At 70.1% G+C, this 18,435-nt stretch carries 17 protein-coding genes; 9 read left to right on the forward strand and 8 right to left on the reverse strand.

Features of this window, described 5'->3' with window-relative positions:
* Positions 1-21: 21 nt before the first annotated feature.
* Positions 22-3,228 (forward strand): carboxyl transferase domain-containing protein, encoded by a 3,207-nt coding sequence (locus ABZ420_RS11420; RefSeq protein ID WP_357120361.1) that lies wholly within the window; start codon positions 22-24, stop codon positions 3,226-3,228.
* Positions 3,229-3,345: 117 nt separating this feature from the next.
* On the opposite strand, the gene ABZ420_RS11425 is transcribed toward ABZ420_RS11420, so the two are convergent.
* The 3 genes from ABZ420_RS11425 to ABZ420_RS11435 form a co-directional block, all read right to left on the reverse strand.
* Positions 3,346-4,509, reverse strand: a complete 1,164-nt coding sequence (locus tag ABZ420_RS11425) for a serine hydrolase domain-containing protein (RefSeq protein WP_357120364.1) — start codon at positions 4,507-4,509, stop codon at positions 3,346-3,348.
* A 128-nt stretch (positions 4,510-4,637) separates the two neighbouring features.
* Positions 4,638-5,972 (reverse strand): lipase family protein, encoded by a 1,335-nt coding sequence (locus tag ABZ420_RS11430; RefSeq protein WP_357120367.1) that lies wholly within the window; start codon positions 5,970-5,972, stop codon positions 4,638-4,640.
* 153 nt (positions 5,973-6,125) lie between these two features.
* Positions 6,126-6,656, reverse strand: a complete 531-nt coding sequence (locus ABZ420_RS11435) for a phenolic acid decarboxylase (protein ID WP_357120370.1) — start codon at positions 6,654-6,656, stop codon at positions 6,126-6,128.
* Between the two features lie 108 nt (positions 6,657-6,764).
* Here ABZ420_RS11435 and ABZ420_RS11440 point away from each other — a divergent pair, with 108 nt between their 5' ends.
* The 7 genes from ABZ420_RS11440 (at position 6,765) to ABZ420_RS11470 (ending at position 13,784) form a co-directional block, all read left to right on the forward strand.
* Positions 6,765-7,250 carry a MarR family transcriptional regulator gene (locus ABZ420_RS11440; RefSeq protein ID WP_357120373.1) on the forward strand — a complete coding sequence of 162 codons (486 nt, stop codon included), beginning with the start codon at positions 6,765-6,767 and terminating at the stop codon, positions 7,248-7,250.
* A gap of 135 nt (positions 7,251-7,385) precedes the next feature.
* Positions 7,386-9,008 (forward strand): carboxylesterase family protein, encoded by a 1,623-nt coding sequence (locus ABZ420_RS11445; protein WP_357120376.1) that lies wholly within the window; start codon positions 7,386-7,388, stop codon positions 9,006-9,008.
* Positions 9,009-9,140: 132 nt separating this feature from the next.
* On the forward strand, positions 9,141-9,785 hold the full coding sequence (locus ABZ420_RS11450; protein ID WP_357120379.1) for a pentapeptide repeat-containing protein: 645 nt from the start codon (positions 9,141-9,143) through the stop codon (positions 9,783-9,785).
* A 156-nt stretch (positions 9,786-9,941) separates the two neighbouring features.
* Positions 9,942-10,982, forward strand: coding sequence for an AraC family transcriptional regulator (locus ABZ420_RS11455; protein WP_357120382.1), 1,041 nt, complete (start codon positions 9,942-9,944; stop codon positions 10,980-10,982).
* Between the two features lie 287 nt (positions 10,983-11,269).
* Positions 11,270-12,307, forward strand: coding sequence for a protein phosphatase 2C domain-containing protein (locus ABZ420_RS11460; RefSeq protein ID WP_357120385.1), 1,038 nt, complete (start codon positions 11,270-11,272; stop codon positions 12,305-12,307).
* A 35-nt stretch (positions 12,308-12,342) separates the two neighbouring features.
* Positions 12,343-13,203, forward strand: a complete 861-nt coding sequence (locus tag ABZ420_RS11465) for an SDR family oxidoreductase (RefSeq protein WP_357120388.1) — start codon at positions 12,343-12,345, stop codon at positions 13,201-13,203.
* Positions 13,204-13,256: 53 nt separating this feature from the next.
* Positions 13,257-13,784 (forward strand): AAA family ATPase, encoded by a 528-nt coding sequence (locus tag ABZ420_RS11470; RefSeq protein ID WP_357120391.1) that lies wholly within the window; start codon positions 13,257-13,259, stop codon positions 13,782-13,784.
* 36 nt (positions 13,785-13,820) lie between these two features.
* On the opposite strand, the gene ABZ420_RS11475 is transcribed toward ABZ420_RS11470, so the two are convergent.
* The 5 genes from ABZ420_RS11475 to ABZ420_RS11495 form a co-directional block, all read right to left on the reverse strand.
* Positions 13,821-15,326 carry an FAD-dependent oxidoreductase gene (locus ABZ420_RS11475; protein WP_357120394.1) on the reverse strand — a complete coding sequence of 502 codons (1,506 nt, stop codon included), beginning with the start codon at positions 15,324-15,326 and terminating at the stop codon, positions 13,821-13,823.
* A gap of 52 nt (positions 15,327-15,378) precedes the next feature.
* The gene (locus ABZ420_RS11480) at positions 15,379-16,314 is read right to left on the reverse strand and encodes a glycosyltransferase family 9 protein (RefSeq protein ID WP_357120397.1); all 936 of its coding nucleotides are present in this window, start codon (positions 16,312-16,314) and stop codon (positions 15,379-15,381) included.
* Positions 16,315-16,616: 302 nt separating this feature from the next.
* Complete coding sequence (locus ABZ420_RS11485) at positions 16,617-16,934, reverse strand: hypothetical protein (protein WP_062969099.1); 318 nt, start codon at positions 16,932-16,934, stop codon at positions 16,617-16,619.
* Positions 16,931-17,389 carry a hypothetical protein gene (locus ABZ420_RS11490; protein ID WP_357120400.1) on the reverse strand — a complete coding sequence of 153 codons (459 nt, stop codon included), beginning with the start codon at positions 17,387-17,389 and terminating at the stop codon, positions 16,931-16,933. Before ABZ420_RS11490 ends, ABZ420_RS11485 begins: the two co-directional genes overlap by 4 nt.
* An 85-nt stretch (positions 17,390-17,474) precedes the next feature.
* On the reverse strand, positions 17,475-17,816 hold the full coding sequence (locus ABZ420_RS11495) for a hypothetical protein (protein ID WP_357120403.1): 342 nt from the start codon (positions 17,814-17,816) through the stop codon (positions 17,475-17,477).
* Positions 17,817-18,012: 196 nt separating this feature from the next.
* On the opposite strand from ABZ420_RS11495, the gene ABZ420_RS11500 reads away from it, so the two are divergent.
* Entirely contained in the window at positions 18,013-18,432 is a 420-nt protein-coding gene (locus tag ABZ420_RS11500) for a CBS domain-containing protein (protein WP_357120406.1), read from the forward strand.
* Positions 18,433-18,435: the final 3 nt, after the last annotated feature.

Genomic DNA, 18,435 nt, shown 5'->3' on the forward strand with positions numbered 1-18,435 from the left:
CGCATATTGACGTTGACGTCAATGTCAACGAGACTGGGCGGCATGCAGGTCGTTGTGGTCAACAGGGGAGAAGTAGCGGTTCGGGTGCTGCGCACCGCCAGGGAACAGGGCTGGCGGACCGTGGCGGTGCACACCGCCGAGGAACAAGACGCGCTGCATGTCCGGTTGGCCGACGAGGCCGTGCCGCTGCCGGGCGCCGGGGCCGCCGCCTACCTCGACGTGACGGCGGTGATCGCCGCGGCCAGGAAGGCTGGGCCGGGAGCGCTGGTGCACCCGGGCTACGGATTTCTCAGCGAGAGCGCCGAATTCGCGCGCGCGTGCGCCGCGGCGGATCTCGTCTTCGTCGGTCCGTCGCCCGAAGCGCTCGAGGTCTTCGGTGACAAGACCGCGGCGCGCGCGGCGGCCGATCACGCGGGCGTCCCGGTGATCGCGGCGACCGATCGCGGCGCCGATATCGCCGCGGTCGAGTCCCTGCTCGCCACACATCCCGACGGCGTGATGGTGAAGGCCGCCGCGGGCGGTGGAGGCCGTGGTATGCGCGCCGTGCGGGATGCGGCTCACCTTCCGCAGGTGATCGAACGCTGCCGCGCGGAGGCGCTGGCCGGATTCGGCGACTCCGGGATCTACGCGGAGGCGCTGGTCACCGGGGCCCGCCACATCGAAGTCCAGATCGTCGCCGACGGCCGCGGCGCGGCGGCCGTCGGCGATCGCGATTGCAGCGTGCAGCGCAGGCAGCAGAAACTCCTCGAGGTGGCGCCCGCGCCCGAACTCTCCGCCACGTTGCGCGAGCGGTTGCACGGCTGGGCCGTCCGGATCGCCGAATCGGTCGGTTGCCGCGGGGTTCTCACCGTCGAGTTCCTCGCGCGCGGCGACGAGGCGTGGTTTCTCGAGGTCAACCCGCGATTGCAGGTCGAGCACACCGTCACCGAAGCGGTCATGGGGATCGACCTGGTCGCGGTGCAATGCGCTCTGGCCCGCGGCGCCACCCTGGCCGAGCTGGCGCTGCCCGCTCCTGCCCGCGCACGCGGCTTCGCGGTGCAGGCGCGCCTGAACGCCGAGACCGTCACCTCGGGCGGCGACGTGCTGCCCGGCGCGGGCACGCTGACCCGGTTCGCGCCCCCGACCGGTGGCGCGGTGCGGGTCGACACCGCGGCGTTCACCGGGATGCGGCAGGACGCGCGTTTCGACTCCCTGCTGGCGAAGATCGTCGCGAGTGGTCCGTCCTATCCGGCCGCGCTGCGGCGGTGCGCGGACGCCCTGGCCGAGACCGTCGTGACCGGGGTGGACACCAATCTCGCCGTGCTGCGCGCGGTCCTGGCGGAGTTGTCGCGGGGCCGCGTCGTCTCGACCACGTGGTTCGAGCAGCACATCGGTGAATTGGTCCGGCGTGCTGAGGATTTCGCTCTCGCCTTGCCCGCCGCGCCGGTCGGAGAGCCGGTCGCGGCTGCCGAGGTGGCACTGGCCGGTGACGAGCAAGCGGTGCGTTCGCCGATGGGCGGCACAGTGGTCGCACTCTCGGAGCCCGGTGCCGTCGTCGCGGCGGGCGGCGAGGTCGCGGTACTGGAAGCGATGAAGATGCAGCACGTGGTGCGCGCCGAACAGGACTTGCGCGTGTGCCGCCACGTCGTCGCGCTCGGCGCCGTCGTCGATCCGCATGCGCCGCTGCTGACCTTCGTCGCCGCCGACTACGACGGCGCGGTCGTGCAGGACGGTGCGGTAGACCTGGATTCGGTGCGCGCCGATCTCGCCGAAGTCCACGCCCGCCACCGCGTCGGCCTCGACGAAGCCCGCCCGGAGGCGGTCGCGAAACGCCATCGGCTCGGGCGGCGCACCGCCCGGGAGAACATCGCCGACCTGGTCGACGCGGACAGCTTCGTGGAATACGGCGCGCTCGCGGTCGCCGCCCAGCGCCTGCGTCGGAGCCAGGAGGACCTGATCGCGAACACACCCGCCGACGGTCTGGTCACGGGCGTCGCCACCGTCGGCGCCGAGCGATTCGGCCCCGATCGCTCCCGCGTGGTGGTGCTGTCCTACGACTACACGGTGCTGGCGGGCACCCAGGGGATGCGCAACCACGTCAAGACCGACCGCATGCTGGAACTCGCTCGCGAGCAACGGCTTCCGGTGGTCTTCTTCACCGAGGGCGGTGGCGGCAGACCGGGCGATACCGACTACCCCGGCATCTCCGGCCTGGATGTCACCACCTTCCGTGCGATGGGTGCGCTCTCCGGCCGCGTGCCGCTGATCGGGGTCGTGTCCGGGCGCTGCTTCGCGGGCAACGCGGCCCTGCTCGGCATGTGCGACGTCGTGATCGCCACCCCCGACGCGAACATCGGCATGGGCGGTCCGGCCATGATCGAGGGCGGTGGACTGGGCGTGTACGCACCGGAGGACATCGGGCCGGTCGAGGTGCAGCGCCGCAACGGCGTCGTGCACATCGTCGCCGCCGACGAGGCCGAGGCGGTCGCCACCGCGCGTCGCTATCTCGCCTATTTCCAAGGCGACACCGCGGACTGGACCGCGCCGGACCCGCGCCTGGCGAGGCACGTGGTCCCGGAGAATCGCCTGCGCGCGTTCGACATCCGCGCCGCCATCGAAGCCGTCGCGGACGTCGGGTCGGTGCTGGAATTGCGGCGCGACTGGGCGGTCGGGATCGTCACCGCGTTGATCCGGGTCGAGGGACGGCCCTTCGGCTTGATCGCCAACAACTGCCACCATCACGGCGGGGCGATCGACGCTCCCGCCGCGGACAAGCTCGGCATGTTCCTGCGCTTGTGCGACGCCCACGGCCTGCCGATCGTCTCCTTGTGCGACACACCGGGTTTCATGGTGGGCCCGGACGCGGAGAAGGACGCCACGGTGACGAAGTTCAGCCGCCTGTTCATCGACTCCGCCGCGCTCTCGGTGCCGCTGGGCACCGTCATCGTCCGCAAGGGTTACGGTCTGGGCGCTCAGGCCATGGCTGCCGGCTCGTTCCGTGCGCCCCGATTCGTCGTCGCGTGGCCGACCGGGGAGATCGGCGGCATGGGCCTCGAGGGCGCGGTCCGCCTCGGGTTCGCCAAGGAACTGGCCGCGATCGATGATCCGGTCCGGCGTCAGGAGGCTTTCGACAATCTGGTCCAGCTCGCCTACGCCAACGGTAAGGCACTCACCGCCGCCACCGTGCTCGAGGTCGACGACGTCATCGACCCCGCCGACACCCGCCGCTGGCTCCGCACACTGCGTTGATGTGCGGCGGGCGTGCGGCTCGGCCGACGCCGGGCTCGGCGCGCACAGCCGAGCCGCCGGGTCCGCGCCGCGGCTCGACAGCAGGCCCGCAGGGCCGCTCCATGAGGGTGTGCGGCGTCAGCGCACCCCGCTCAGCGCGTCGACCAGGTCGCGGGCGCGCAGGTCCAGCGCGCCTTCGACGATGTGGTTGGTGACGTAGGCGAAGGCGAGGCGGCGATCAGGGTCGGCGAAGGCGAGACTGCCGCCACGGCCCGGATGGCCGAACGAAGCGCCCCCGCCGAGCGGCAGTTCAGGGGTGGGCAGCATGTACCCGGAGGCATACCGGCCGGGCAGCATCAGCACCCGATCGGTGCCCGCCACCTGTTCGCGAGTGGCCGCTGCCAGGGTGTCGTCGGTGAGCAGGCGCCGGCCGTCGACCTCGCCGACGAGCGCCGCATACAGCCGGGCCAAGCCGCGGGCGGTGCCGATGCCGTTGCTGGCGGGCAGCTCCGCGGCCTGGACGGTCGGGGAATCGAAGTCGATGTCCGCGGGGTCGGTGATCTGGAAGGCCCGATTGACCAGCGCCTGCGGGTCGCGCATCGCGGCGAGCAGTGGACGCAGCGACTCGGGAACGTTTTCCTCGGGCACCTCGGACAGATCGGGGGCCGGAGCGAACACCAATCGGCTCACCCGATGCTGCTCCGCCGGTGGCAGCCCGATGAAGAAGTCGATATCGAGTGGACCCGCGATCTCCTCGGCCAGAAACCGGCCCGGCGTACGACCGGACACGCGGCGAATCACTTCGCCGATCAGCCAGCCGTAGGTGCGCCCGTGATAGCCGAACGCGGTCCCGGGTTGCCAGTTCGGCGCCTGCGCGGCCAGCGCCTCGACCATCGGCGTCCAGGCCAGGGCGTCGTCCAGCGGAACGGGCTCGTCCAGCGCCGCCAGGCCCGCCTGGTGGGTGAGCAACCACCGCACCGGGATGCGTGCCTTGCCCGCCGCCGCGAACTCCGGCCAGTAGCGCGCGACAGGGGCGTCGAGGTCGAGTTCGCCCCGTTGCGCCAGCAGGTGCGCGATCGTCGCGACCACGCCTTTCGTCGCCGAGTAGACCAACTGCAGCGTGTCGCGCTGCCACGGCCGCCCGGTGCCGGGATCGGCCGATCCGCCCCACAGATCGACCACCGGCTGCCCGTCCCGGTACACACAGACCGCGCCGCCGACCTCGCCGTGTTCGGTGAAGTTCGCCGCGAACGCCTCCCGCACGACCTGGTAACCGGCGGCGACGGTTCCTTCGACTGTCATGCGGCACAGCATGTCACGACGCGGCCGAGCGGGCACCCGGCCCGGTCGCACGGACCGCTCCCGGCTCCGCCGACTCGGCGGCGCTACACGACTACTCACCCGCGGACCGGGACTGCGGTGTCGGCCGGTTATGCGGCGATGGTGCGGTCGGGGTGCCGACGCGGCCGGCGGCCCGCGGTCAGGGGCAGGCCGAACGCCGCGCGCAGTGCCGTCCCGGCCATAACGAGCAAGCCCCGCACTCCGGGCGCCATGGTCGCGACAGAACGTACCGTCCGGGTCCCTGCGGGCGGCAACTGTTTGCCTGCGAATCGGTCGGCGAGCCATTGCAGGCTGATCGGCGTCGAGAGTGGCAGGAGGGTGAAGTGGTCGCTGCACCGGTCGCGCAGGTAGGTGACGTGGACGCCGGCGCGGCGGTAACTGTCGACTTGTGCGTCGATTCCCTCGATGTGGACGATCTTGTCGCGCACGGGCTGGACGACCAGCAGCGGGCAGCGTGGAGCGGATCCGCCGAGGCGCAGTTCGTCCAGCATGCCCTGCAGTTCCGGTTCGGCCATGATTTGTTCCAAGGGTTTGTGCAGGTAGTCGTCGAATTTCTGGTTGGCCAGCCGCAGCAGCGCGGTGATGGGCGGCAGCCTCCGCGCGCGATCCAGTAGGCGGTGACCTTCGGGAGTGAGGTTGGCCTCGATGACGCGATCGAGGATCGGGTACAGCGGCCGCAGCGCGGCGATGACGATGGCGGGGAAGCCGGCGTAGCGGCCGCCGTTGAGCCGGATGAATACCTGCCCGGGATCGCCGACGGGGGAGCCGAGGACGGCGCCAACGATGTCGAGTTCGGGGGCGTAGGTCGGCGCCATCTCGACGAGCCAGGAGCTGGCCATGCCGCCACCGGAGTAACCCCAGACGCCGACCATGGTGTCGGCGCGCAGATGTAGTGGCCCGAACTGCAAGGCGGCCCGGACACCGTCCAAGGCGCGGTAGCCGGGCTCGCGCGGAGCGCCGAAATTGCCTGCGCGGCCACCGTGGTCGGCGATGCTCACCGCCCAGCCGCGCCGCAGGGCGCCGGCGACCAGCAACCATTCCGCCTGCGTGATGGACCCGCGGGCCCGGGCGCCGCGTTGCAGGACATAGGAGGGGTCGCAGCGCTCGGTGACGGCGTCGATCGCCGATTGGAACGCCAGCAACGGCCGATCGGGATCAGGTACGGCCCCCGCGGGCAGGAGCACGGTCGTGACCGCGGCCTCCGCCCGGCCGTGCAGATCGCTGCTGCGATACAACAGTTGCCATGCCGAAACCTGCTGCGGCACAACCGCGAACAGCGCCACCTCGACGGGACGGCTCCGCACGATCGCGCCCGGCCTGTGCGCGGCCAGATCGGCCGGTGGTCGGTAGAAGGGATCCTGCGCGGGCAGGAGTGGGTTGCGCTCGGCCTTCCGCCTGCCACTGATATGCGAACGCCTTCTCATCACGACCTCTTGTTTCTTCCGGCGGAGGATCGACGGAGCCGGGCGCTCGGCGACGGTGCGACCGGAGCGCACACCGTGTGCCCCCGGGCGAGTGGGCATTTCCCCGCGCCGACTGCCGGAATCGGCGTGAATGAGGATCGCTCGCGTTCGGCATCAATCGACTCGGTCTGCGTATCCGGACGGCAATTCGTCCGGTGCGCAGGAGATGACGGCGTCGTCGTTCTCGCCGACATGTTCATACCACGTGATGGTGGCGAGCTCGCTGACCACATGGATCGGGTAGGTCGGGCCCTGGTCGCGATAGGAAGCCATCCGGTCGAGGAACTCGTTCTGGAACAGCACTGTTCGCTCGGGGTGCTCGTGTACCCAGCGCGGGAAGAAGATGACCCCGTGCAGAAGTCGCTGCGCGGGCAGGATGTCCACGGCGACGCTGGTGCCGGTCGGTTCGGTCCAGGAGACCTTGAAGTGGCCGGTAGTGATCCGGACGGCGTCGACATGCTGATCTTTGACCCAGCGTCCACCGACCATGCCCGAGTGGATCCGGTAGTCGATGGTGTGGCTGTTCTTCACGTACATCTCGTACCGCCACCCGTTGTCGTAGCGGTAGATGAATCGATGCCCCACGAGGCCGGTCAACTCGGCCATCGGCGGCTCGTTGCCCTCGGTGCGAGGTGGGACGCTCATCGGAAAGGCTCCTGTGCGGGGTGGCCGGGCGGTACGCGCCCGTTCAGCTAATGCTTTTGTTGCAAAAGTAATGGCGGGTGCCGTGCACCGCAAGTGCACAATGAGTTCGTGGATGCCATCACCGTCCGGGCCCGGGCGATATCGGAGCCCGATGTCGAGGCTCGACTCAGCGCTCTGCTGGGGCCGCTGCGGCGTGCGGTGCTCAACCGCACGCGCGCCGCCGAGGGGTTGCCGGACTTGCCGGAACCTCAGATCGAACTGCTGCGGTTGCTGGTGGCCACCGGTGGCCTGACGCCCACCCGTGCCGCGAGTGAACTCCGAATGGCGCCCTCGACGATCAGCAACCTCGTCAAGACGATGGCCGAGGCGGGGCTGGTCGATCGCAAGCCGCTGCCTTCCGACCGGCGCGGCGCGATGCTGGTGGCCTCCTTGCGGGCGCGGCATCTGCTCGATCGGTACGACCAGGCCAGCGCCGCGATGCTGCGCGAAGCCCTCGACGCCCTTCCTGCCTCCGACCGCATGGCGATCGACTCCGCGCTTCCCGCGCTGCAGCGCTTGCTGACCATCCTGGCGAGTGGTCCCGACGCCGAGTAGCGGTCCGCGATCCGATTCGTCCAATTCCTCCCGCCCGCGGCACCATCCCGGTAAGTTGCTTTTGTCACAAAAATAGATTTTAGGTCGGTGTGGCGATGCGTCAGGCGCTGACCTCAGGTGTGCAGGAGTGTTCTCATGCCGGTCGACGTCGGGATATCCCAGCGTGTGCGCCCGCTACGGTGGTTGGTCGTTGCCGCGGTCCTGGTCTTCGGGGCGGTCGGCTTCCCCGCCGCCGGACCGGCAGGCGCCGACGAGGGTCCGGTCACGAGTGTTTCCGGTGGGATGATCCGGGGTGCGCGCGTCGACGGGGTGCTCCAGTATCTGGGCGTCCCGTTCGCGGCCTCCACCGGGGGCGTCAACCGTTTCGCGCCGCCGCGGCCCGCGCCGTCATGGACGGGCGTTCGCGCGGCCACCGCGCATGGCCCGCAATGCCCGCAATCCTCTCCGTTGCCGTGGACCCCGGCGGTGCAGCCCGCGAGTGAGGACTGCCTCGCCATCGACGTCTACGTACCGGAACATCCCGCCGGAACCGAACTTCCGATCATGGTGTGGTTCTACGGTGGTGCGTTCGTCCTCGGTTCCAACGCCCAGTACGACTCACCCGCCCGGCTCGTGCGGGATGGCCAGGTCATCGTCGCGATACCCAACTATCGACTCGGCCCGTTCGGTTTCCTGGCGCTGCCCGAGCTCGCTGCGGCCGAAGGCGGGATGACCGGAACCTACGGCACCCTCGACCAGCAAGCAGCACTGCGATGGATCCGCGACAACGCCGCGGCCTTCGGTGGAAACCCGGACAACCTCACCTTGTTCGGCGAATCCGCGGGCGGCATGAGTGTCTGCACGCAACTGGCCGCACCGACCGCCCGCGGTCTCTACGCCAAAGCCATCATCGAAAGCGGTTCCTGCGCACGCAGCCCCCTCGCACCTGCCTCGAAAGAACAGGCCTATCAGCGATCAGCCGATTACGCCGCCGGTCTCGGCTGCGCCGAGGCCGCAACCCGCCTGGCGTGCCTGCGCGCGCTACCGGCCGACCGGATGCTGGATTCGCCCACGACGACCCTGCACACGATGGCCGTCACCTGGGCCCCGGTGCGCGACGACGTCGTCGTCACCACCTCGCCGGAGAACGCCTTGGCGGATGGGGCCGCACGAGATATTCCGCTCGTCGTCGGCAGCAACGCCGACGAAGGGGCGACGTTCCTCGCGCTGCTCGACTTCGCTCGCGCCACCGTGCCGGACTCGGCGGACTACGTGTCTTGGGCGCGAGAAATCTTCACCGGCAACGCCGATCGCGTGCTGCAGCGATACCCGGTCGTGGCCTTCCCGACCCCGGCCGAGGCCAAGCAGCACGTGATCACCGACGGTTTCTTCGCCTGTCCGGCGTTGTTCACGACCCGAGCCGCCCGTCGCGGCGGTGCTCGGGTGTGGCAATACGAGTTCAACGATGCGCCCCTGGGGCACAACCCGATCCTGCCCGGAGCCTTTCACGGCGCCGAAGTGCCCTACGTCTTCTCCGGATTGTTGGGCGTCCCGATCCCGCTGCCACCCGCGGCGGACCGTCTCTCCCAGCGGATCCAGCAGAGCTGGGCCCAGTTCGCGCACACCGGGAATCCCGAAACGCCGGCCTTCGCCCCGTGGCCGTCGGCCTCGGACACGACCCGAACCCTCGAACTCGGCAGCGACGACATCACCGTCGCGGACTCCTTCGCCCTTCGACACCAGTGCGATCTCTGGTCGGACATCGGCCACATCGGCTAGCGGCACGTTCGGTCGCCCGATGAGCGCACGCTCCGGCCGGCAGCGCCCGACCGGTCGGATCGGCGGCGAACCTGTCGTGGGTCACCGGAATACTCGGCGCCGACCGATCATCGTGACGAACTGGAGGAGCGCATGGCGCGCGAACTCGACGACCTGCCCTACGCGCGGTACCTCACGGCCCCGGACGGCGACCTCGAGGCGGAAGGCGACTACGACTGCGTCCGGATGGACGGCGGTGAACTCGACGATCTCGATGTGCGGCACGCGCGGTTCAACGAGTCGGCGTTCACCTCGATCACCTTCACCCGGGGAAGTCTGCGCTACAGCCGGTTCACCGATGTGTGGCTGCGTCACGTCCGCTGGGTGGGCACCGAACTGGCCGACACGGCATGGCTCGACGGGGAGGTGGTGTCGGGTGCGATGTCCGGCGTCGATTTCGCGGGAGCGAACCTGCGGCGGGTGCGGTTCGAGGGCTGCAAATTCGACTCGGTCAACTTCCGCGGCGCCCACGTGCGCGAAGTGTCCTTCGTCGACTGTGTACTGCGCGATTGCGACTTCGCCGAGGCCGCGCTCACCGACGTCACGGTGCCCGGCTCGGCGCTCGTCCGGCTGTCGTTGCGCAAGACGCGGCTGGCGAAAGTGGATCTGCGCGGCGCGACCGCCCTCGACTTCACCGATGGGCTCGACAGCCTGCGTGGGGCGACGGTCACCAGTTTGCAGTTGATCGACCTGGCGCCCGCCTTCGCGCGTTCCATCGGCATCACCGTGCGGGATTGAGCACGTGCGAGCATCGGATTCCGCTGTTCGGGCGACGAAAAATACTGTGCGCCATGGTGTGGCGCATCGGCATTTCGGCGAACCACCGATGCGCGCGACACCCGATTGATACATTGCGCCGATACCGCGTAGTACCGCTCATCGAGGATGCGAGCCATGGTCGATCCGGATTCTCTCCGCAGTGCCGCGGGCGTGCGCGCTCTCGTACATATCGCCGGTGAGCGGGGCATGGCGCCTGCCGAGTGCCTGGCCGGTACGGCGCTGGGGCCCGCCGAGCTGGACGATCCGGCCGCCGAGATCACCGCGCACGACGAACTGCGGGTAGTGCACGCGGTGCTCGGTCGCTTCGGTGACGAGCCCGGGCTCGGCCTCGCGGCGGCGGTCCGGCACCGGCTGCGCTCGCGCGGGCCGTGGGGGCTCGCGCTGCTGGGCAGCCGGACACTGCGCGAGCTGATCGAAGTCGGGTCGTGCTGCGTCGGTCGTACGGTGCCGTTCGGGCGATTGACCGTCGAGGAAGCGGGCGGCGAAGCGCGGCTGGTATTCGAGGACTCGAATATTCCGCCGGGGACGCGGGCATTCTTCGCCGAAGCGAGCCTGGCCGGGTTGCCCGCCTTCGATCGTGAACTGTTCTCCGCGGGTGTGCCGGTACGGCAGGTCAGCTTCCGGCATGCTGTTCCGCGCGACATCAGGCGGTATCGCGACATCTTCGGGGTCGCGCCGGTATTCGGTGCGCCGGTGAGCGCGGTGGTCTTCGACCGCGGGGTGCTGGACCGGCCGTTGCCCCCGGCGAACGACGCAGCGCGGGACAACTGCGGGCAACTGTGCCGCGATCTGCTCGACCGGCACCGGACACGCACCGGCGTCGCGGCTTCGGTACGCGACCGCCTGGTCCGCACTCCGGGTGAGATCCCCGATCAGTCGACGGTCGCCCTCGGGCTGTATATGAGCTCGCGCACGCTGTCTCGGCGGCTGCACGAGGAAGGCACGTCGTTCCGGGCACTGTTGGACGAGGTGCGCCGAACCATGTCGGAGGTGTTGCTCGCACACACCGATATGACCACCGAACAGGTCGCCGCACGGCTCGGCTACGCGGAGGCGGCCTCCTTCATCCGTGCCTTCCGCCGCTGGCAGGGCTGTCCTCCGCAGACGTTTCGCTCGCGGGGCCGGCGCCCGCATCGCGCGCCCGAGTTGGTCTGAGCGTCAGCGGCTCCCCGCCGAGCCGGTCATCCGGTGGAGTATGCCTCAGCGCGCGGACGCGGGCAGACCGTCGGCTATCGTGCCGCCTGGCAGCTGCCGGTCGGTCCAGCACTGGGACGGAAGCCCGCGACGCTCCCGTACTATCGCGATCGGAGTCGGCCTGCCGGGGAGATGAAGGAGGACGGTGTGGAAGTTCGCACCAGCAACGAGCCACTGTGGTTACGGTTGGGCCAACGACTTCCGGAGCATGCCGGATCCGCGGCATCGTCGGCCGGGGGAGCGAACCGATGAGCGATGAAGGTGCCGACCTACGCTGCGCGGGATGCTCGGCTGTCGGATTGGACAGCCGGCGGTGCCCGTCCTGCGGTCTGGAACTCGGTTACCGGTACGTCGCGCTGCCCGGTGACGATCCGACGCCGTGCGTCGAATGCGGGGGAGACCGCTTCGACGCGGAGGGGCGCTGCGCGCAATGCGGCCGGGCCCGGACGGCGCCGGATCGCTTCGACGCCGACCTCGACGCGGTCGCGGTGCTCACCGATCGTGGCATCGCCCATGCGCGCAACGAGGACGCCGTCGCTGCCGGGGTGCTCGAAGGTGCCGCGCCCGGAGCGGCCGCATCCGTCGTGATCGCGGTCAGCGACGGGGTATCGACCTCGTCGCGCCCGCAGGTGGCTTCGGCTGCGGCGGTCCGCGCCGGCGTCGGCGCCACCGCCGCCGCGCTCGCCACCGGAGCGCCCGCGGCAGAGGCGATCATGGCCGGACTGACGGCCGCGGTGCAGGCGGTCCGCGACGTCGACGTTCCCGACGGCCCCGCGCCCTCGTGCACCTACGTGTCCGCCGTCGTCGCCCACCACGGCGAGGAAACCGAGATCACCGTGGCCAATGTCGGTGACAGTCGCGCTTATTGGTTGCCGACCGGCCGGGACGGCCGGCCGGCCGACGAGCAGGCCCAACGGTTGACCGTCGACGACTCGTGGGCACAGGCGCTGGTCGACGCGGGCGCGATGGACGAGCGTGCGGCGATGGCCGACCCCCGGGCGCACACGTTGATCCGCTGGCTGGGCGCGGACAGCCCGCCGCAGCCGTGGGCGGACAACTGCGTACGGACGGTCCGCGTCTCGGGGCCGGGCCTGCTGCTGCTGTGCTCCGACGGACTGTGGAACTACGCTCCCTCCCCGTCCGCGCTGGCCGAGCAGATGGCGGGCGCGTCGCCCGCGGCGGCGGCCCGCGCGCTCGCGGAGTTCGCGTTGCGCTGCGGCGGTGGGGACAACATCACGGTCGCGCTGGCTCCTGTTCCGTGGGGAAGCCGTCCGGCCGTTCCATAGACAGCGATGTTCATGGTTGCGTATGGTCGTCCACTATGACGAAGTTCGCGGGCAAAATCTGCCTGATCACCGGGGCGGCCGGCGGTCTCGGTCGCAGCACGGCGCTCGCGGCGGCGGCCGAGGGCGCCGCGCTCGTGCTGACCGATATCGCCGCGGAGGGTCTGGCGCGAACCGCCGCGGACGTGCGTGCCGCAGGCGCGACCGTGCACCTGGCCGAGGCGGCCGATGTCAGTGACTACGACCAGGTCGTCGCACTGGCGGCGCGGGTGCACGACGCGGTGGGCAGCGTCGACATCGTCATGAACGTGGCGGGCATCGCCACCTGGGGCACTGTCGACCGGCTGACGCACAGCCAATGGCGGCGCACCATCGACATCGATCTGATGGGTCCGATCCACGTGATCGAAGCGTTCGTCCCGCCGATGATCGTGGCCGGGCGCGGCGGCCACCTGGTGAACGTGTCGTCGGCGGCGGGGCTGTTCGGCCTGCCGTGGCATGCGCCGTACAGCGCGGGCAAGTTCGGCCTGCGCGGGGTGTCGGAGGTGCTGCGCTTCGACTTGGCGCGCCACCGCATCGGCGTGAGCCTGGTGTGTCCGGGCGCGATGGCGACACCCATGGTGGACAGCGTCGACATCGCGGGCGTCGATCGCACGGCCGAAGCGGTGCAGCGGGGAATGGCGCTGTTCATGCGGCACGCGGTGACGCCGGAAGCGGCGGCGCGGTCGATCGTGCGCGGCGTCGAGCGCAACCGCTACCTGGTCTTCACCTCACCCGACATCCGGGTGGGCTTCTGGGCGCAGCGCTACTTCCCGCCCGCATACAACGTCGCGATGCGCGGGTTGAACTGGGCGATGAACCGCTATGTCGAACAGAAGGCAGGCGCCGCCGCCAACTGAACACGGCAGGGCGCCCGGCGGCGGTCGAGCCGGAATTCGCGATGATCGTCGTCATGACATCGGCTGTCTATCTGATCACCGGGATCCAGGCGGCGGGCAAATCCACCGTAGCCCAGGCATTGGCCGAACGGCTGCCGCGCTCGGCGCACGTGCGAGGGGACGTGTTCCGCCGTTTCGTCGTGCACGGGCGGGTGGAGATGAGCGCCGATCCCTCGCCCGAGGCGCTGGCCCAGCTGCGATTGCGCTACCGGCTCGCCGCCGCGACCGCCGACGCCTACGCCGAATCCGGGTTCACGACCGTCCTGCAAGACGTCGTGCTCGGCGACTTCCTGCCCTGGCTGGCGGATCTCATCGTCACGCGCCCGCTCTATGTCGTGGTGCTCGCGCCGCGCCCGGAGGTCGTCGCCGCGCGGGAGGCCGGGCGGGGCAAGGTCGCCTACGACGAATTCACCGTGGCGGAGCTGGACACGCTGCTGCGCGAGAGTACGCCTCGGATCGGGCTCTGGCTGGACACCTCGGAGTCGACGGTCGAGCAGACGGTCGATCGAATCCTGACCGAGGCCAGGCCGCTCACGCACTGACGCGGGGGTTCGATCCGGATCCGGCGGACCGTCAGCTCAAGGGGTGTCCCGCGGCACGTGCAGGGGAGTGAGCGAACTGGTGGCCGGGCCTTCGATCAGCGTGCCGTCCGCGGCGAAACGCGAGCCGTGCAGCGGGCAGTCCCAGGTGCGTTCGGCGTCGTTCCAGTTGACGATGCCGTACAGGTGCGGGCACACCGCCGAGACCCGGTTGGTGACGCCGTCCACCGTGCACACGGCGGTCGGGTGCAGGCCCTCGCGCAGTACCGTGCCGCAGCCTTCCTCCGGAGCGGCGCCGTCGTGGCGGGTCGCGACCCGCAGCCAGCCCGCGGAGAGTTTCTGCGCCACAGCACTGTTGATCTTCGTGGCCGCCGGTAGCGCCTTGAGTTCGTCCGGGCGCCAGCTCGCCAGGGCGCCCGCCCACCGGGGCGGCTTGCCGGTGAGCCGTCCGGCCAGCGCGATGGCCGCGGCCACACCATTGGTCAGACCCCATTTGGCATAGCCGGTGGCCAGCTGAATGTCGTTCTGACCGGGCAGCACCGGACCCACGTAGGGAAGTTCCCCGATGGGCGAGTAGTCCTGGGCGGACCATCGGTGCGTCGGTTCGGCGCCGGGGAACCAGGTTCGCGCCCAGCTCACCAGATCCTCCACTTTCTCGCGGGTCGAGCCGCCGCGGCCGACGACATGGCCGTTGCCGCCGACCAGCAGGAGTTCACCGTCCGGTCCCTGCGCGCGACGCAGGGACCTGGTCGGGCTGCCCGCGCTGATGTACATGTCGCGCGGAGCGGGCCGGTCCAGACGGAGGGCCGTCAGGTAGGAGCGCTGCGGAGTCAGACGGGCGAAGAACCCGCCGCGATCGAGGATCGGCGTCCCGGTCGCCAGCACCACCCGGCGTGCGCCGAGGTCACCGTGCTCGGTGGAGACGACGAGCTCGCCGCGGCCGCCGTGGTGCACGCCGCGAACCGCGGTGGATTCGTAGATCGGCGCGCCGTGCGATTCCACGTCGGCCGCGAGGGCCGCCAGTAGGGCCATCGGGTCGAGTTGTGCCTGATCGGCGAGACGGACCGCGCCGTGCGCCGGGAAGGGGGCATCCAGCTCGAAGAGTAGTTCGGTGGGCAGACCGGCCTTCTGCGTCGCGGCGTATTCCGCTCGCACGGCGGACATCTCGTCGTCGGTCTGCGCGTAGGTGAACGCCGCGGCCCGCTCGACGGTGACGTCATGGGCGGCGCAGAAACGCAGCAGCCATTCCTGGCCTTCGCGATTGGCCGCCACGTAGTCGCGCAGGACGTCATCGGAGTGGTGCTTGGCGATCTGCTGGGCACGGGTCCCCTGTAGCAGGCTGACTTTCCCGGTGGTCGCGCCGGTCGTTCCCGCACCGACGCGCTTGCCTTCGACCACGGCCACCTCGACGCCGTTCTCGACCAGCAGCAGTGCGGTCACCAGTCCGGTGAGACCGCCGCCGATCACCACCGTGTCGAAGTGCGATCCCGGCGTCAACCGCAACCGCGCCGGAACCTGCGCGCCGTGCAACCATAGGGACGTCATAAGCCCGAGATAGCCGGTCTCGGCGGCCTGAAACGCCCGCGTCGCTTCCTCGTCACACCCGGACCTGACTGCTGAGCTGCCGATCCGCCGCGGCGAGCACCTCGGCGGCGCTGATCATCGCCAACCCGGGTGCTGGCGCGTCCGACCGGGGATCGCCGACGTGTCCGGCCCACAAGGCGACATGGGCCATCCGTTCCGGGGGCGGTCCCCACACCGCGGGCGAATCGGGGCCGAAGACGAGCACCGACGGGGTGCCGAACGCCGTGGCCAGATGGCCCACACCGGTGTCGCCGCTGAGCACGAGGGCGGCGTCGGCCACCGTGACGGCCAACTGCCGCAGCGTGAGTTCGCCTGCCAGCACGCTGTTTTCGGGCAATCCGGCCGCTTCGGCCACGGCGCGCGCGAGCGGACGGTCGGCCGCGCTGCCGACGACCCGCACCGGATACCCCCATTCCCGCAGGCCCGCCGCCACCGTCGCGAACCGCTCGGCGGGCCAGCGCCGAGCAGGCGCCCCGCCCGGATAGACGACGATCCAGCGGCGCTCACCCGAGCTCTCCGGCGGCGGTGTGAGGTCCAGCCGCGCCGGATCGGCCGCGATACCCGCCCATTCCAGCAGACGGCACCACCGCACGGTCTCGTGCAGGCCCGGCTCGAACCGCGAACCCGGCAACTGCGGAAAGTCCTTGTGGCGGAAAGTGATCGTCTGTTCGGGATCGGTCGCCAGCAGCGCGCGTATGCTGTCGGCCCCGGCGTCGTGCAGATTGACCGCGAAGGCCGGCGGCGGAGCGTTCCAGCGCAGTCCGCCCGCCATCGGGGTCGCATGGAGTTCGTCGACGCAATCGGCCAGTTCTACGACGGGACGCAGCCATCCCGGCGCGGCGAGTACGAGCCGGTGGCGCGGACGGACGTCGTGCAACGCGCGCAGCGCGGGAACCGCGGTCAGCAGCTCCCGCAGCCCGTGCGCGCGCAACGCGAGCAACACAGTCACGGAAAAGCCTCCACTTCGGCGCTGAGGGCACGGCCCCGCCGCCCGGGCCGACATCGTCGGCGGCCCGGGGCGGGTATGCCGCGTAGCTTCGAGTCGTTCGCGAGAATGCCGCGAAACGGGGCTCGAAGCCCGCCGCCGTGGTGCGGTCCTCGACGCCGTTGTCGAGGGGGACGCACGGATGACGGCGGTGCTCCCGAGGGGTTCGGCGCCTGGACACCCACGGCGGGAGCGGCATTCGGAAATCGGACGAGCAGTCCTTGCTACGTCCGAAGATGCCCGTTCCGCCTGATTCGAAACCCTCGCTATTTCGGCACGAAGATGCCGGTGAGATCGGCCTTGCGAATCGGAGTATCCGGATTGGCCTGGGCCGCGCACATCAGCTTGATCGCCGCGATCGAGGCATCGACGGTCCTGGCGTCGGGCGTGCCGTCGCCCTCGCGTTCCTGCTCGAGGAACTTCTCGGTGGTGATGCGCTGCTTGTCGTCATCCTGGGCGACGAATTCGTTGCACGGCGTGTCACCGCCCTTGTTCACGATCTTCTTCGGCTCGTCGCCGCATCCGCCCGCGCAGAGTGCCAGCGCGGCGAGCGCGGCGATGCCCATGCGGCCCGCGGCGCTCATCGGCCGAACCCCGCCAGAGCGGAGGCCAGGTCCGGCACGTTCAGCGCCTGCACCGCCTGCTCCCGGACATCGGGGCAATTCTGCGTGGTGATGGTGTCGATCGTGCCCCGGTCGGTGACGACCACGTCGTTGAGACCGCCGTTGCGGGCGGCCCAGTTGTGCACGGTGCCGTTGAACGTCACTTTGGCGACCGTCGCACCCTGGCCACGCCAGTTGTCGATGTCGGCGCGCATCATGTCGCACAGCTGCTCGGCCGCCGCGGGAGTGATCTCGTCGGTATTCGGCACCTGCGAGCTGGACGGTCCCGGCATGGTGATCGAGACGGTCGCGGGTGCGGGCGTGTCCGCGGCCGAATCGCCGTCGTCGGCCGAACACGCCGTGAGCACCGAGCCCGCCGCCAGCGCGCCCATGAGCAGCGCGAAGCGGCCCAAGGGCCGGTTGGGCTGGTTTGTCATTCTTTTCTCCTGGATGTCGAAGCCGCGTTCTCCGGGCGGCGTCACGGGCGGCCGCACGGCTTCAGCCGAGCGGACGGACTCGCGATCAGTGCCCGGCGGCGTCCCGCAGCCGCTTGCCTTCTCGCGACTTGATCCGGCGATGCTCGGCGATGATCACGAGGACGCCCGCGACGATGCAGACGCCGCAGACGACACCGGCGATCACCGCCCAGCCCGCGAATCCGTACCCGGCGGCGGTGAGTGTGAGCGCCATGGCCACGATGCCTACCGCGACCAGGATGATCCCCGGCCAGTTGCGGGCGTCCTCGATGGATTCTCCGGCGTGTGTGCGGTTGGTGCGGGTGTCGTCCGGGAACGTGTGGGTCCGGGGTGCGTGCTGCTCTCCGGCGCCGGATCCCGCGGTCGGCTCGTTCGGTGCTGGCAGCATCGGATGTCCTTTCTGCTGAGCGGCAACGTCTTCGGTGCGTGGGCGGCCCGCGGCTCGAACGTTCGAACCGGGCCCGTCCGGAGCGGCCGTACCGGTCGGATGCCCGCGTTAGCGGATCCGAAACGGGGGTACGACCTCAGCGAGCCGCCCGGTTCGGGCCGCTCCTACCGGTAAGAAAGTCCCAGGAGGGATCCCGATGACAACAGCACGGGACATCATGACCGCGAATGTGGAATGCGTCCGGTCCAGTGACACGGTGGTCGCCGCCGCGCAGCGCATGGCGGAGTTGAACGTCGGCGCCCTGCCCATCCGCGGCGAGGACGACAAGCTGAAGGGAATGCTCACCGACCGCGACATCGTGGTCGAAGTGATCGCTCAGCGCAAGGACCCGCTCGGCGTCGATGTGGGCGAACTCGGAGGCGGGGAGCTGGTCACCGTCGAAGCCGACGACGACGTGCGCAAGGTCATGTCGGTCATGTCGCAGCATCAGGTACGCCGCGTACCGGTGCTGGAGCAGGGCCGGCTGGTAGGCATCATCGCGCAGGCCGACGTAGCCACCGCCGTCGACAACACTCAGTCGGGCAGCACGGTGGAGGCGATCTCGACCGACTTCTGAGTC

The organism is Nocardia sp. NPDC005745, assembly GCF_040630775.1.
GTDB lineage: Bacteria > Actinomycetota > Actinomycetes > Mycobacteriales > Mycobacteriaceae > Nocardia.